The organism is Blautia sp. HCP3S3_C12 (assembly GCF_052064155.1).
Lineage (GTDB): Bacteria > Bacillota > Clostridia > Lachnospirales > Lachnospiraceae > Blautia_A.
Window position 1 is genome coordinate 60,141 of the sequence record NZ_JBQHWC010000007.1, and the last position, 14,579, is coordinate 74,719.

12 protein-coding genes and 1 riboswitch are annotated in these 14,579 nt (G+C 42.1%); of the genes, 1 reads left to right on the forward strand and 11 read right to left on the reverse strand.

Translation table 11 applies throughout. The features are described from left to right. Positions 1 to 50: 50 nt before the first annotated feature. Positions 51 to 131: riboswitch (ZMP/ZTP riboswitch) on the reverse strand. Positions 132 to 233: 102 nt separating this feature from the next. The 9 genes from ACTNDS_RS08030 to ACTNDS_RS08070 form a co-directional block, all read right to left on the reverse strand. After that, positions 234 to 1,058 (reverse strand): peptidoglycan recognition protein family protein, encoded by an 825-nt coding sequence (locus ACTNDS_RS08030; protein WP_441034901.1) that lies wholly within the window; start codon positions 1,056 to 1,058, stop codon positions 234 to 236. A 139-nt stretch (positions 1,059 to 1,197) separates the two neighbouring features. After that, a complete protein-coding gene (gene guaB, locus ACTNDS_RS08035) occupies positions 1,198 to 2,655 on the reverse strand; it encodes an IMP dehydrogenase (RefSeq protein ID WP_441034903.1) in 1,458 nt (485 codons plus the stop codon). Between the two features lie 144 nt (positions 2,656 to 2,799). Continuing rightward, positions 2,800 to 3,303: a DUF6106 family protein gene (locus tag ACTNDS_RS08040; protein WP_441034905.1), complete on the reverse strand. Its 504-nt coding sequence runs from the start codon at positions 3,301 to 3,303 to the stop codon at positions 2,800 to 2,802. Between the two features lie 137 nt (positions 3,304 to 3,440). Further along, on the reverse strand, positions 3,441 to 5,060 hold the full coding sequence (groL, locus tag ACTNDS_RS08045) for a chaperonin GroEL (protein WP_441034907.1): 1,620 nt from the start codon (positions 5,058 to 5,060) through the stop codon (positions 3,441 to 3,443). A gap of 29 nt (positions 5,061 to 5,089) precedes the next feature. Continuing rightward, complete coding sequence (groES, locus tag ACTNDS_RS08050; RefSeq protein ID WP_008705701.1) at positions 5,090 to 5,374, reverse strand: co-chaperone GroES; 285 nt, start codon at positions 5,372 to 5,374, stop codon at positions 5,090 to 5,092. A gap of 417 nt (positions 5,375 to 5,791) precedes the next feature. After that, positions 5,792 to 6,577 carry a GTP-sensing pleiotropic transcriptional regulator CodY gene (gene codY, locus ACTNDS_RS08055; protein WP_019160969.1) on the reverse strand — a complete coding sequence of 262 codons (786 nt, stop codon included), beginning with the start codon at positions 6,575 to 6,577 and terminating at the stop codon, positions 5,792 to 5,794. A 282-nt stretch (positions 6,578 to 6,859) separates the two neighbouring features. Beyond that, complete coding sequence (gene topA / locus ACTNDS_RS08060; protein WP_441034910.1) at positions 6,860 to 8,926, reverse strand: type I DNA topoisomerase; 2,067 nt, start codon at positions 8,924 to 8,926, stop codon at positions 6,860 to 6,862. A gap of 105 nt (positions 8,927 to 9,031) precedes the next feature. Then, the gene (gene dprA / locus ACTNDS_RS08065; RefSeq protein ID WP_441034912.1) at positions 9,032 to 9,916 is read right to left on the reverse strand and encodes a DNA-processing protein DprA; all 885 of its coding nucleotides are present in this window, start codon (positions 9,914 to 9,916) and stop codon (positions 9,032 to 9,034) included. A 22-nt stretch (positions 9,917 to 9,938) separates the two neighbouring features. Then, positions 9,939 to 11,468: a YifB family Mg chelatase-like AAA ATPase gene (locus ACTNDS_RS08070; RefSeq protein ID WP_441034914.1), complete on the reverse strand. Its 1,530-nt coding sequence runs from the start codon at positions 11,466 to 11,468 to the stop codon at positions 9,939 to 9,941. Between the two features lie 225 nt (positions 11,469 to 11,693). Here ACTNDS_RS08070 and ACTNDS_RS08075 point away from each other — a divergent pair, with 225 nt between their 5' ends. Continuing rightward, positions 11,694 to 11,909, forward strand: coding sequence for a helix-turn-helix domain-containing protein (locus ACTNDS_RS08075; RefSeq protein ID WP_019160965.1), 216 nt, complete (start codon positions 11,694 to 11,696; stop codon positions 11,907 to 11,909). 51 nt (positions 11,910 to 11,960) lie between these two features. Here ACTNDS_RS08075 and ACTNDS_RS08080 read toward each other — a convergent pair whose 3' ends face one another. Together ACTNDS_RS08080 and ACTNDS_RS08085 are read right to left on the reverse strand one after the other, a co-directional pair. Then, a complete protein-coding gene (locus ACTNDS_RS08080) occupies positions 11,961 to 12,566 on the reverse strand; it encodes a hypothetical protein (protein ID WP_441034916.1) in 606 nt (201 codons plus the stop codon). A gap of 49 nt (positions 12,567 to 12,615) precedes the next feature. Beyond that, a complete protein-coding gene (locus ACTNDS_RS08085; protein WP_441034969.1) occupies positions 12,616 to 14,574 on the reverse strand; it encodes a fructose-1,6-bisphosphatase in 1,959 nt (652 codons plus the stop codon). Between the last annotated feature and the right edge of the window lie 5 nt (positions 14,575 to 14,579).

Here is a 14,579-nt window from a genome sequence, read left to right on the forward strand (position 1 = left end):
AAAATAAGGTTAAAAAAGCCTGGGAAACCTATTTATTCATTGAATAATTTCCAGGCTGCCCAGGCGGTCGGCTCATATACACACTGCACTCCCTGTAGGTAATCCTACTTCCGCCAGTCATGCAGGTACTGTTGTGAAACTCACACACTGTTATTATAGTACAATACTTCTTTGCAGATTTCAAGGCAATTTTTTTGTTTCCTGCTTTTTTTCAAAAACAATAGGATATACCATTACTGAGTATTCTTTAATTTATAGTCAACCTCAATCTGAGAAGCAATATCGGCCTTCATCTGAATCCATGCATCCGGATTCTCCACATAATATTTGGGACAGTTCTTTCCTGTCACATCATAGTGGCGGATCACGTTTTCAGAAGTAAGTCCGAATCGCACACATAACCATGCTGTCAGTTTTACAGCCGAATCATAGGTTGCATCATTGAATTTTCCTGTTTCATCCTGGTGACAGCACTCAATCGATACGGTATCCACATTACGGGAATTTGTCGCATAAGACATCTCCGATGTAGGAATGCACTGTACCACCTCACCATCAAGGCCAATGACAAAGTGACTGCTTACCTTTGTCTCATGTGTATTTGCCAGATTCTCAAAATAATTTCTGTTGGCCATTGCTGTTGCCCCTGGGTTCGCAGTATAGTGAATTGCAATATATTTTACGCTTTCAATGGGAATCTGCGGTCTGGAGTATTCATTGGGAGTCAGCAGCTCCACATCAATATAGGGAGCCCCTTCTTTCTGCCACTGCTCAGGACCGCTTCCTGAATTTTCCTGCTCCAGAAGTACCTCCTGCTCTTTTCTTTCTCTCTCCTGCATATTATTTATTCCATACCAGCATCCTATACTTACTCCCACCATCAGGATAATGCAGATTAGCAGCATCCTCAGATTTCTCTGTCGAACTCTGCTGTTTTTTCTTGATTTCCCGGCAGATGTTTTTCTGTGTGCAGCACTGGTTTTTGATTTTGAAACTGATTTTCTCTTTGTTTTTACAGATCCGGTACTTTTTCTACCGCTCCGATTCTTTTGTATCATAGCTTTTCTCTGCCACCCATTTCCTGGAATTCGTTTTTTCTATTATATCATTGAATTCTTTTCTTTTCACTATCAAAGCCGGTAATTCCACAAAAATACCCCGGCAGATTCACAAGATCTCCGGGGTATCATTCATTATTTATTTATCATCTACACTATAGTTTGGAGCTTCTTTGGTGATATGAATATCATGTGGATGAGATTCCTTCAGAGAAGCAGCGGAAATCTTGATAAACCTACCTGTAGTCTTAAGAGTCTCAATATTCTCTGCGCCACAATATCCCATACCTGAGCGAAGACCACCCATGAGCTGGAATACAGTATCCTCTACATGTCCTTTATATGCAACACGTCCCTCTACGCCTTCCGGAACAAGCTTCTTTGCATTTTCCTGGAAATAACGATCTTTACTGCCGTTCTCCATAGCAGCAATAGATCCCATACCACGGTATACTTTATATTTACGTCCCTGATACAGTTCAAAAGTTCCCGGGCTCTCATCGCATCCTGCGAAAATACTTCCCATCATACATACATTTGCACCAGCTGCAATTGCCTTGGTAACGTCTCCGGAATATTTGATACCACCGTCTGCAATGATCGGGATTCCATAACGATTAGCAACCTCATAACAATCCATTACTGCAGTAACCTGTGGTACGCCAATACCTGCAACCACACGTGTGGTACAAATAGATCCAGGTCCGATACCAACCTTAACTGCATCTACGCCTGCATCGATCAGAGCCTTGGTAGCTGCTCCTGTAGCTACATTACCTGCAATTACCTGAAGATCCGGATATGCAGCTTTAATTTCACGGACAGCCTTCAGAATATTCTCTGAATGACCATGTGCAGAATCAATTACAATTACATCTACACATGCCTTCACCAGCGCATCTACACGTGCAAGTACATTGGCTGTGATTCCTACTGCTGCACCGCAGAGCAGACGTCCCTGCTCATCTTTGGCAGCCAGAGGATACTTGATCTGCTTTTCAATATCCTTGATTGTGATCAGGCCTTTTAAATTAAAATCATCATCTACAATGGGTAATTTCTCTTTACGGGATTTGGCAAGGATTTTCTTTGCCTCTTCCAAAGTGATTCCCTCTTTGGCTGTGATCAGTCCCTCAGAAGTCATGCACTCTTTGATCTTCTTGGTAAAATCTGTCTCAAACTTCAGATCTCGGTTTGTAATGATACCAACAAGCTTTCTGCCCTCTGTAATCGGTACACCGGAGATACGGAATTTTGCCATAAGCTCATCTGCATCTTTCAATGTATGCTCAGGGGATAAATAGAAAGGATCTGTGATAACACCGTTCTCAGAACGTTTTACCTTATCTACCTCTTCTGCCTGTGCCTCGATAGACATATTTTTGTGAATGATACCAATACCACCCTGTCTTGCCATGGCAATTGCCATACGATGTTCGGTAACTGTATCCATTCCTGCGCTCATCATGGGAATGTTCAGTTTGATCTTTTTCGTTAAGTACGTTGTGACATCTACCTGATTCGGAATTACTTTTGAATAAGCCGGAACTAACAGGACGTCATCAAAAGTAATACCTTCACCAATGATAGTACCCATTGCATTTCCTCCCTTGCGTATGTGAAATTAGTAAGTATAGAAAAAACTTCGGCCCGAAAGGACCTTCCTAAATAGAAAATAAAAATAAGGAACCAGTAACTGGCCCTTTATTTTTATCAAGTGTAACAAAAATTAGTTAGCGTGTCAATCCAAAAATACTTTGCTTGGTGCAGTTTTTTTCATTGCCTGGGCAAGAGCCTCATCCGGCTCCAGAATAATCTTACATGTAGCATTGTCCAGCCTGGTGATCACACCAAAACGTTTGTGCTGTGGATTTCCTGATGAATAGTCAAGAACTTTCATGTTCTGGTTCCCATTATAATAGTCCATTCTGTGGGAATTTAACGGTGCCACCAGGTCTGCCTCAGAAAGATTGAAGCTTTTTACCCTCTTTCTCTTTGACTTTGCCATAACCATATCAATGTCAAACTCTCCGTTCACAAACAGATATTCATACTCCACATCTGTCTTCGGGATTACAAAATAGCATGCAATTCCCAGTGCAATAGCTGCAATCCATATCAAGGGGGTGCTAATCAGACTGGCAATTACTGCAATTACTGTCAACACAATCAAGCCATACTTTATAATGCTGTCTTTGATTGTGCGCTCCCGTTTTACCAATAATTCTGAATATAGATCACTCATCCTTTATCACTCCTTTTCTTATTTTTCCGGTCTTCCGGATTATTTTATTAGGCATTATACCACAAAAGGGAACCAACGTCTATGACGATGATTCCCTTTACTGTGGTTTATATTGTTTAGACCACGTTCTTTATGGATTACATCATTCCCATTCCCGGGTTAGCAGCCGGTGCCGGTGTGTCTTCTTTAATAATTGCAACAGCAGATTCTGTTGTCAGTAAGGTAGACGCAACACTTGTAGCGTTCTGAAGGGCACTTCTTGTAACCTTTGCAGGGTCAAGGATACCTTCGCCTACCATATCTACATATTTCTCATTAAGAGCATCGAAACCGATTCCTGGTTCAGATTCTCTTACTTTATTAATGATTACAGATCCTTCCAGTCCTGCATTTGCTGCAATGCGGAACAGAGGAGCTTCCAGAGCTTTCAGGATAATGTTTGCACCTGTCTTTTCATCACCTTCCAGAGTAGCTGCAAGTTTCGCAACTTCTTTGGATGCATGGATGTAAGCAGATCCGCCACCTGCAATGATACCTTCTTCTACTGCTGCTCTTGTAGCTGCAAGAGCATCTTCCAGACGAAGCTTAGCTTCTTTCATTTCTGTCTCAGTGGAAGCACCAACACGGATAACAGCTACGCCGCCAGCCAGTTTTGCAAGTCTTTCCTGTAATTTTTCTTTATCAAATTCAGATTTTGTCTCTTCAATCTGTCCACGGATCTGTGCAACACGGTTTGCGATTGCTTCTTTGTCGCCCATACCGTCAACGATAACTGTGTTTTCTTTTGCAACTTTAACAGATTTCGCACGTCCTAACTGCTCCATAGTTGCATCTTTCAGTTCCAGACCAACTTCTTCGGAGATTACCTGACCGCCTGTAAGGATTGCGATATCCTGAAGCATTTCTTTTCTTCTGTCGCCATATCCAGGAGCTTTGACAGCTACTACCTGGAATGTTCCTCTTAATTTGTTTACGATAAGAGTTGTAAGTGCTTCACCCTCTACATCTTCAGCGATGATGAGAAGTTTAGCACCAACTTTTACGATCTGTTCCAGTAATGGAAGGATTTCCTGAATATTGCTAATCTTCTTGTCTGTGATCAAGATGTATGGATCGTCCAGATTTGCTTCCATTTTTTCCATATCTGTTGACATATATGCGGAAACATATCCACGGTCGAACTGCATACCTTCTACAAGGTCAAGTTCTGTGTGCATTGTCTTGGATTCTTCAACTGTAATAACGCCATCTTTGGAAACTTTTTCCATAGCGTCTGCTACTAGCTGTCCAACTGTCTCATCGCTTGCAGAAATAGATGCAACGTTTGCGATCTGTTTCTTGCCGCTGATTGTCTGGCTCATATTTTTGATTGCTTCTACTGCTGTATCAGTAGCTTTCTTCATACCTTTTCTCAGGATAATCGGGTTAGCGCCTGCTGCCAGGTTTCTCATTCCTTCATGAACCATAGCCTGTGCAAGAACTGTAGCTGTTGTTGTACCATCTCCTGCTACATCGTTTGTCTTGGAAGCAACTTCTTTGATCAGCTGTGCGCCCATGTTTTCAAATCCGTCTTCCAGTTCAATTTCTTTTGCGATTGTAACACCGTCGTTTGTGATAAGCGGAGCACCGTATGGTTTGTCAAGAACTACATTTCTTCCTTTCGGTCCTAATGTTACTCTTACTGTATCAGCTAATTTATTTACACCAGCTTCAAGAGCTGCTCTGGCTTCTGCGCCGAATTTAATTTCTTTTGCCATGATAATATGACCTCCTGTTTAAACTCTGATTATTTAACAATTGCAAGAATATCATTCTGTTTTACAATGATATACTCTGTTCCATCCATTTTTACTTCTGTTCCTGAATATTTGGAGTAGATAACCTTATCACCTACAGCTACTTCCATTTTCACTTCTTTGCCATCAACAACTCCGCCAGGTCCTACAGCTACAACTTCTGCCTGCTGTGGTTTCTCCTGTGCCTGTCCCGGAAGAACGATTCCGGATTTTGTTGTCTCTTCTGCTTCAACCTGTTTTAATACAACTCTGTCACCTAAAGGTACTAATGTCATGATCTATGTCCTCCTTTATTCTCCAACTAAAACATTCCTGTTACCGTACCTTTTTTGTTATTGCAAAATATCCGGTAACTGTCTCGGCACCTTGTCAGATTCTGCCGATTTCTGCTAGCACTCATTTACCTCGAGTGCTAATCACTGTCCATATAATATTTAAAACAAGTAAAATTAGCAACTTCACTGAGTATTGTATAATTTAATATATACTCTTTTTTTCTAATTTATACTCGCTTTTTCTTTCTTTTTCTTAATTTCCAAATTATTTTATCCAAATGGTAGAAATCGCCTGCCAGATTTGCGACAATATAACTGATGTACAATGATAAAGACTGCCTTCTATCCCATATTGTTTAAGGATAAAAGGCAGTCTTAAAATTTAACATTTGTTCTCTTCCGGCTTATCTGATGCCATCAGCCTTTCTTGTTTCTCTGAGCCTTGATCTCCTCCAGCTCATCAAAGATCACCTCATTGAGAACTTTTATATAGGTTCCCTTCATACCTGAGGATCTGGATTCGATCACACCTGCACTTTCAAATTTTCTGAGAGCATTAACGATCACAGACCTTGTAATTCCCACTCGGTCAGCAATCTTACTGGCTACCAGGATTCCCTCATCTCCGTCAAGCTCATCAAAGATATGGATAATCGCCTCCAGTTCTGAGAAGGACAAGGTATTAAATGCAGATTTCACAACCTGCTGTTTTCTGTCTTCCTCTGCGTTCTCCTCATGAACTGCACGCATCATCTCCAGTCCTACGACCGTGGTACCGTACTCACTGACAATGATATCCTCAATATCATAAGGTCTGTCAAATCGATACATAAATACAGTTCCCAGACGCTCACCTGCAATATCAATAGGATTAATAATCCCCTGATAGCTGTTTGACACATGTTCAAAACCAAGTGTCTGCAGATTTACATTCTCTTTCGTTGATAAAACTCCCAGAAATCTCTCATTTAATAAAGTATCTACATATCCACCGACCTTATCCTCTATCAGCTCAGTAATCTCATCAACACCCGGACACAAACTGACGCCCAGAACCTTACCTTTCTTACTGAGTACCAGAATATTGGAGCTCAAGGTCTCCATCAGTACCTGACAGATATCATTGAACACCACCTTGCTAGAGCTGCTGTTGTGCAGAAGCTTATTGATCTTTCTTGTTTTATCCAGCAACTGAACGCTCATATTGTCCTCCTTTCGCCTTTGTTATGTTTAATCATATATTTATAGTCTAATACTACACGTTTTGATTGAAAATTACAAGATAAATTTTACTATTTTTCATTTTATTTTTGCTTTTCTGAAAATAGATTTCTTTTCCAAATATTATTCAACAAATACATTTTCCCCGATGGTATAGATTTTCTGATATTAAAGTTAAAAAGCGCAAAAAAACAGAATTCTGCTGATTTACAGAATCCTGTTTCCTAAGCTTTCCTTTTTACAGATCACTCTCTTTTTCCCCGGTCAGTCCTGTGTTTTTTCTTCTACATAACCACAGGTTTCCTGGCTGCAGACAAGCTTATTTCCCTTTTCTACCATATATCTTCCGCATTTTGGACATTTCTTTTTGGACGGCTTCTGCCAGGACATAAAATCACATTCCGGATTATTCTCACATCCATAATATTTTCGTCCTTTTTTGGTTTTCTTCAGAACAACTTCCTTACCACATTTCGGACAGAGAACACCGATTTTTTCATAATATGGCTTTGTATTTCTACATTCCGGAAATCCGGGGCAGGCAAGGAAACGTCCGTGAGGACCGTATTTGATCACCATGTTCCTGCCGCAATTATCGCAGATCACATCAGTAACTTCATCCTGAATTTCCACCTTTTCCAGTTCCTTCTCAGCCTCATCCACATCTCTCTTCAGATCCGGATAGAAGTTGCTCACAACTGTTTTCCACTTTACAGTCCCTGCTGCCACACAGTCCAACAATCCCTCCATGGTAGCTGTAAAATTCACATCTACAATGCTTGGGAAAGCCTGCTTCATAATACTGTTTACCACCTCTCCCAGCTCTGTAACATATAAATTTTTCTGTTCCTTCGCTACATAGCGGCGACTGATGATCGTGGTAATTGTGGGAGCATAGGTACTGGGACGGCCGATTCCAAGCTCTTCCATGGTTTTTACCAGAGAGGCCTCTGTATAATGAGCCGGCGGCTGTGTGAAATGCTGCTCCGGTTTCAATTCCTTCAGAGTAAGCTTCATTCCTTTTTCCAGGCTCTGATTCAGTACGTTTCCTTTTTTCTGGTCTTCTTCGTCTGTATAAACCGACATAAATCCATCAAAGACAATTTTAGAGGCAGCTACTGTAAAAGTATAATCACCTGCTCCTATTTTGACAGAGGTGGTTTCATATTTTGCAGGAGCCATACGGCTGGCTGCAAATCGTCTCCAGATCAGCTGGTAAAGCCTGAACTGGTCTCTGGACAAGGATTCCTTCAGAAGCACCGGAGTCCTGCTGATATCTGTAGGACGGATTGCCTCATGAGCATCCTGTATTTTCTGTCCCTTCTTAACAGCCTTCTCTGTTTTTGATACGTAATCCTCTCCATACTGGGCAGTGATATATTCTCTTGCCGCAGTATCCGCTTCCTCGGAAATTCGTGTAGAATCTGTACGCAGATAAGAGATCACACCTACTGTACCGCTTCCTTTAATATCAACACCTTCATATAATTGCTGAGCAAGACGCATGGTTTTCTGAGTAGAAAAGTTCAGTGTCTTGGCAGCTTCCTGCTGCAGTGTACTGGTGGTAAATGGAAGAGGTGCATTCTTGGTTCTCTCTCCCTTTTTCACTTCCGTAATCTCATATTCCTGATTCTGAAGAGCAGCAAGTAGTTCATCCATTTCCTGCTTATTATGAATATTCATCTTCTTATCTGTACCATAAAATTTAGCCTGCAGAGGTTTTTTCTCACCTTGCACCTGAAATTCTCCGTCCAGACTCCAGTACTCTTCAGGAATAAACGCATTGATTTCCTCTTCTCTGTCACAGATGATACGGAGAGCCACAGACTGTACACGGCCTGCACTTAACCCTCTTTTAACCTTTGCCCAGAGAAGCGGACTTATTGTATAACCTACCATTCGGTCCAGCATACGTCTGGCCTGCTGTGCATCTACCAGGTCCATATCCAGATCTCTGGCCTGTTTGATAGAAGCCTTTACTGCAGTTTTAGTGATTTCATTAAAAGTAATCCTGTGCATTTTTTTCGGATCTTCCTTTAACGCCTGCATCAGATGCCAGGAGATTGCCTCTCCCTCACGGTCAGGGTCAGTTGCCAGATAAATCTTATCTGCTTTTTTTGCAGACTTACGTAATTTGGCAAGAAGCTCTCCTTTTCCGCGAATGGTAATATATTTAGGTTCGAAATCATGTTCTACATCAATTCCAAACTGACTTTTGGGGAAATCACGCACATGTCCGTTGGAAGCCTCCACATCATAATTTGCACCCAAAAATTTCTTGATCGTTTTTACTTTTGCAGGTGACTCCACTATCACCAGATATTTCGCCATGCTATCTCTCCTAGTTACAATCTATACTATCTGCTGTCACTGTTTATTTTACAGCAACTTTCTGTTTCATCAGTTGTCCCACAGACAACCGAATTGTTACCTTCTCTACGTCCTTGTATAATAATGTTTTCCACATTCTGTAATCAATCCCTGAAGCATTAATTCTATCAGATAATTACTTACCTGACCAGGAGAAAAACCTGTTTTTCGCACAATATAGTCCACATTTTTTGGTCGTAAATCGAGACAACTATACACCATATTCAAATCACTTGCAAGCCCTAAGTCATTTTTTTCATCGCTTTTTATATCAGTTTTTGTACAGATTTCCAATTCTTCCAGTATAATTTCCGGGCTGTAGGCAATTCCGGCTCCATCATAAATTAGTTTATGGCAGCCCCTGCTCAAAGCATCTGTAACTGCACCTGGAATAGCATACACCATTTTTCCCTGTTCCAAAGCAAACCCTGCTGTGATCAGAGAACCGCTGTTTTCCTTTGCTTCCACGATGAGTACTGCATCTGCCAGTGCACTGATGATACGGTTTCTGGCCGGAAAGCACCATGGCATAGGCTGTGTCCCAGGAGGGCACTCGCTGATCACTCCGCCCCCTTCCCAGAGAATTCTCTCATAAAGCTTTCGATTTGCCCTGGGATAGCAGACATCCACTCCGCTTCCAAGTACTGCAAAGGTAGGCATTTTCCCCTCCAGTGCACCCTTGTGCCCCTCTGAATCAATTCCCAGGGCCATTCCGCTTATAATCTGAATGCCTGCTTCACTTAATACTTTCGCATACCGGAATGCCTGAATTCTGCCATATGGACTGCACATTCTTGCACCAATCACAGCCACTGCCGGCTTTTCTGCCAGAGGCAGTCTGCCCTTTGCATAAAGTTTATTAGGCATAGATGGATACTGTTTCATTTTTACAGGGTATTCCGGATCATCCTTTGTAATGCATCTGATATTTTCAGAAATAGATTCTTTCATATAATAAATACCTTCCCATCTCTTATTTTATGACTGACTCCTTATCAAAAACTCTGTAGGATAAAGCCTCTCCAATATGATGACTGGCAATTTTTTCTTCTCCCTCCATATCTGCAATGGTCCGGGCAACCTTCAGAATCCTGTGATAGGATCTGGCACTGAATGCAATCCGTTCAAAAGCTCTTGCCAGCAGTCTGGCACCGCTGTCTGTCACAGGGCAGAATCTGTCGATCTGGCTGCTGCGAAGCTGACCATTGAATTTGATATCCATATCTTTATAACGTTCTTTCTGAAGCTTCTGCACTCTTTCCACCCTGCTTCTGATCACTTCTGAATTTTCTCCTCTTTTTCCCTGATGAAGCTGCTCAAAAGAAATAGGCGGTACTTCTGTACTGATATCAATTCTGTCAAGAAGGGGACGGCTTATCTTTCCCAGATAACCGGCTACCGCCCCCGGAGTGCAGGTACAACGGTTCAGATCCGGATAGTAACCGCAGGGACAGGGATTCATGGCTGCGCACAACATGAAATCTGCCGGAAACGTGTAGGTTCCGCTTACCCTGGCAATATGAATCACCTTATCCTCCAGCGGCTGCCTGAGAAGTTCCAGACTACTTCTGGAAAACTCAGGCATCTCATCCAGAAACAGCACACCCCTGTGGGCCAGCGTAATCTCACCGGGTCTTGGATTGCGTCCCCCACCGGCCAGCGCATAGGCGGTGCTTGTATGATGAGGACTGCGGAAAGGTCTCTGGCTGATCAGAGGATGGTCTCTGGCCAGGAGTCCGGCAATACTATATATTTTGGTAAGTTCCAGCTTCTCTTCAAAGCTTATTCCCGGCATAATCGTAGGCAGCCTTCTGGCAAGCATAGTTTTTCCGGTTCCCGGCGGTCCTATAAACAATATATTATGAAATCCACTCACTGCAATTTCTGCTGCCCTCTTTGCACTTTCCTGTCCTTCAATGTCCGCAAAATCCAGTTGATTCCTTTTCCCTCCGTCTTCCGGTTCCTCCTGCTTTTCTCTCTGTATATAGGGTTCCGGATCATTTAAGCACTGCATCAGTTCCTGAAGATTCTTCACTCCGGCTACCGGAACATCCCGGATCAGCCTGCCCTCCTTTAAATTTCCATAAGGCACCACACACAGTCTGCAGCCCAGATCTCTGGCACAGAGAACCATGGGCAAAATTCCGGAAACCTCATGGATTTCCCCATTCAGACTGATTTCACCGGACATCATCACCCCCTCCAATACCTGAGGCTTTATCATCTCAAAAGCAGCCATCACAGCAGCAGCCACCGGCATATCAAATCCGGCTCCTTCTTTCTTCATATCTGCAGGAGCCAGATTTACTGTGATTTTTTTAGGCGGAAACTGAAAACCATTATTTTTCAGTGCTGTCCGCACTCTGTCCTGTGCCTCCTTCACCTGAGCAGAAGGAAAACCAACCATTGTAAAGGATGGCAGACCATTACTTACATCTGCCTCCACCTGGACCGGACGCACCTCTATCCCCAGAATTGCAGCAGATAAAACACTTGCAAACAAATTTACTCCTTTCTTTGCGCAAAAATCCCCGCTGTTTCACACATAAATATATATTTTGGAAATTACGCAGATGAAATCGCAGTCAAACGATAAAACTCTGCTTAGAAAATAAGAAATGAGAAAAAGATTATCTTTTATTATAGCCCATTTTGCTCTAATTTGCAAGTGTTCATTTTGTTCTGATTTATACTTTTTACATTATAATAAAAAAGGAGCGAACTCTATATGAAATTTCAACGTATTCAGGACTTGCGTACTGATGCTGATATGTCCCAGCGTGAACTCAGCGAAATCCTTCACATCAGTCAGCGTTCCTACTCTCACTATGAGACCGGTTCCAGAAATATTCCCATTGAAATGCTGATTCGCCTTGCCAACTATTATGAAATCAGCCTGGACTATCTTGTGGGACGTACAGATAACAAAAAAATGGCAAAATAAAATATAAATGCAGGAGGAAGGACTGTATTTTCAGTCTATTCCTCCTGCATTTTAATTTCTTATCATAATACCGTCCACTGACGGATGAACTTTTGCGCCCTCTGCCTTTTTTCTGGTTTTTATATACGCATATAGCCTGCCGTTGTCAAAGGTCAGGAAACCCTTTGCTTTATTTCCCAGAGAATCTTTAAAGGAAAAATTTGCCGCATTTCCTGCCACAGATTTTTTCACATTTGCCTCACACACAGCAGTTCCTTTTTTGTTGGTCTGTGTATAAGTAAAGGTAATGGTTTTCTCTGTAAGCTCTGTGATCTGTATGGTAACCCTTCCGTTTTCGCTTTTCCAGACTCCCATATAATCCTCAGGATTAAAAGCAGGTGCCCTGGTAATAACAGGTGTGGGAGTTACTGTAGGAATCGGTGTAGGCGTAGGAGTTGGTGTCGCAGCCGGGGTGGGTGTCACTGTAGGAATACTGGCCAGTGCTGCTATGGCCTCATCTTTTTTCTGCTGTTTTTCCATAGCCTGTTTCTGTCTGGCCATAAGGATTCCTGCCAGACCTACAAGCAGGAATATAATAATCAATACAATAAGAAGTCTGGTCAGTATTCTTTTTTTTCTGCCTCTTCTGTTTCTCCTGTTATGTTTCGTTTCCGACAAATTATCCGTCTCCTTTTATATAGCGGATATTTTCAAACCGCTTCATCTATTACTTACTTTTTTCCTTAATGATACCTTTTCTGTAAGCTTCCAGAAGCTGGATCAGTTCCTGGATTCTTTCCTTCAGGGCATATCCGGTATCTGTATCTCCAACCAGCAGACGTCTCGGTGTATAACGGACTGCAACACGGTTTGAAGCAATATCTGTTTCCTTTGCAATAGCATCTGCCTTAGATGTAAAGGGCTCATGGGCACAGAGAGTCAGTCCATAGGAATTATAGATCAAAGTATATCCTGCAATTCCCGTAACCTTCCGATAGGCCTTACAAAAACCACCATCAATCACAATTACCTTGCCATTACATTTCACAGGGCTCTCACCTTCACTCTGATGAACAGGAACATGTCCATTAATAATATGTCCCTTTTCCGGATCCAGTCCAAACTCAAGAAGCATCTGGTCCACGATTTCCTCTTTCTCCCAGAGTCTGTAGTATGCATTTTTCTTCTCCTCATGAGTAGCAGGATCTTCAATAAAATACCTTTCAAAAGTACTCATTTTGCTTTTTCCAAACAAAGGAGAATTAGGTGCTGCCCAGATATACCACATAATATCTCTGCCTTTTTTCTGTTCCTCTTTATCTACCGCATAATACGCTCTGCGCACATAGGCTTCCAGAATATCATAAAGTTCCTTACCCTTATAGCTTTTCCCATAGATCTGTACTTCACGGAAGGTTCCATCCTCATTGAGAGGAATGCTTCCATGAAAAAGCAGATTCCCGTTATATGCTTTATAAAGTCCCCCTTTATCAAGAAGAAAAAGGATATGTCTCTGAAGCTTTTCACAATTACGAAAAGCTGAGGAAAGTTTATCCATAACCTCCCTTTCTCCTTCAGTAAGCTCATAAGGATGGTTCCAGTCTACAGTAGGAAAGTTCGTATCCCGCAGTGGATATTCCTTTCCATCCGGCATGACGATCGTTCCCTTTTTCGGATCGATCCTGTGCAGTAATGCCCTGTCTTCCATCTGGAATTCCCTGTGCTTACGCACAAGCTTTCCTTCTAATTTAAACTGGATCACAGCAATGGCCTTATGCATTTTTTTGCCCAATTCTTTTTCCAGAATATTATAATCAGAATTTCCTTTTATGGAAAAAATCTCACAGGAATCTTCTCCGTAAACTTCCATGGCAAAAGTGGCCAGAGGCAGCATATTAATTCCATATCCATCCTCCAGAATATCCAGATTACCATATCGGATACTGTTTCTTAAAACAGTGGCAATACATGCCTGCTGTCCTGCCGCCGCACCCATCCACACTACATCATGGTTTCCCCACTGGATATCCAGGGAATGATATTCCATCAGTCTGTCCATAATAAAATGAGGTGCCGGACCTCTGTCATAAATATCCCCCAGAATGTGCAGATGATCCACAACCAGCCTCTGGATCAATTCTGCCAGGGCAATAATAAAATTTTCTGCCCTTCCAATCTGAATAATGGTATTTACGATCGCATCATAATAAGCTTCTTTATCCAGTACTTCTGCTTTCTCTGTGATCAGCTCCTCGATCACATAGGCATAATCTGCCGGCAAAGCCTTGCGTACCTTGGATCTGGTATATTTGGAGGCAGTTGTCTTACACACCTCGATCAGACGGTAAAGGGTAATCTTATACCAGTTTTCCATATCCTCTTCTTCATTTTTAATCACATCAATTTTATCCTTGGGATAATAGATCAGAGTAGCAAGAGCCCGCTTGTCACTGTTGCTGAGAGTATGTCCAAACACATCATCAATCTTTTTACGCACTGCTCCTGAGCCATTCCTGAGGACATGGGAAAATGCCTCATATTCTCCGTGCAGGTCTGACAGAAAATGTTCCGTACCCTTAGGCAGATTCAGAATCGACTGCAGGTTGATGATTTCCGTAGAAGCTTTTCCTATTGTAGGATAAAGCTCAGCCAGTCTCTGTAAATATCTTAATTCTTCTTTTCGCATATCCA

Coding starts and splice junctions, on each gene's coding strand:
- dprA (WP_441034912.1), bottom strand. CDS start 9,916: ATGAAAGAATCTATTTCTGAAAATATCAGATGCATTACAAAGGATGAT.
- topA (WP_441034910.1), bottom strand. CDS start 8,926: ATGGCGAAATATCTGGTGATAGTGGAGTCACCTGCAAAAGTAAAAACG.
- guaB (WP_441034903.1), bottom strand. CDS start 2,655: ATGGGTACTATCATTGGTGAAGGTATTACTTTTGATGACGTCCTGTTA.
- ACTNDS_RS08075 (WP_019160965.1), top strand. CDS start 11,694: ATGAAATTTCAACGTATTCAGGACTTGCGTACTGATGCTGATATGTCC.
- ACTNDS_RS08040 (WP_441034905.1), bottom strand. CDS start 3,303: ATGAGTGATCTATATTCAGAATTATTGGTAAAACGGGAGCGCACAATC.
- ACTNDS_RS08085 (WP_441034969.1), bottom strand. CDS start 14,574: ATGCGAAAAGAAGAATTAAGATATTTACAGAGACTGGCTGAGCTTTAT.
- groES (WP_008705701.1), bottom strand. CDS start 5,374: ATGACATTAGTACCTTTAGGTGACAGAGTTGTATTAAAACAGGTTGAA.
- ACTNDS_RS08030 (WP_441034901.1), bottom strand. CDS start 1,058: ATGATACAAAAGAATCGGAGCGGTAGAAAAAGTACCGGATCTGTAAAA.
- codY (WP_019160969.1), bottom strand. CDS start 6,577: ATGAGCGTTCAGTTGCTGGATAAAACAAGAAAGATCAATAAGCTTCTG.
- groL (WP_441034907.1), bottom strand. CDS start 5,060: ATGGCAAAAGAAATTAAATTCGGCGCAGAAGCCAGAGCAGCTCTTGAA.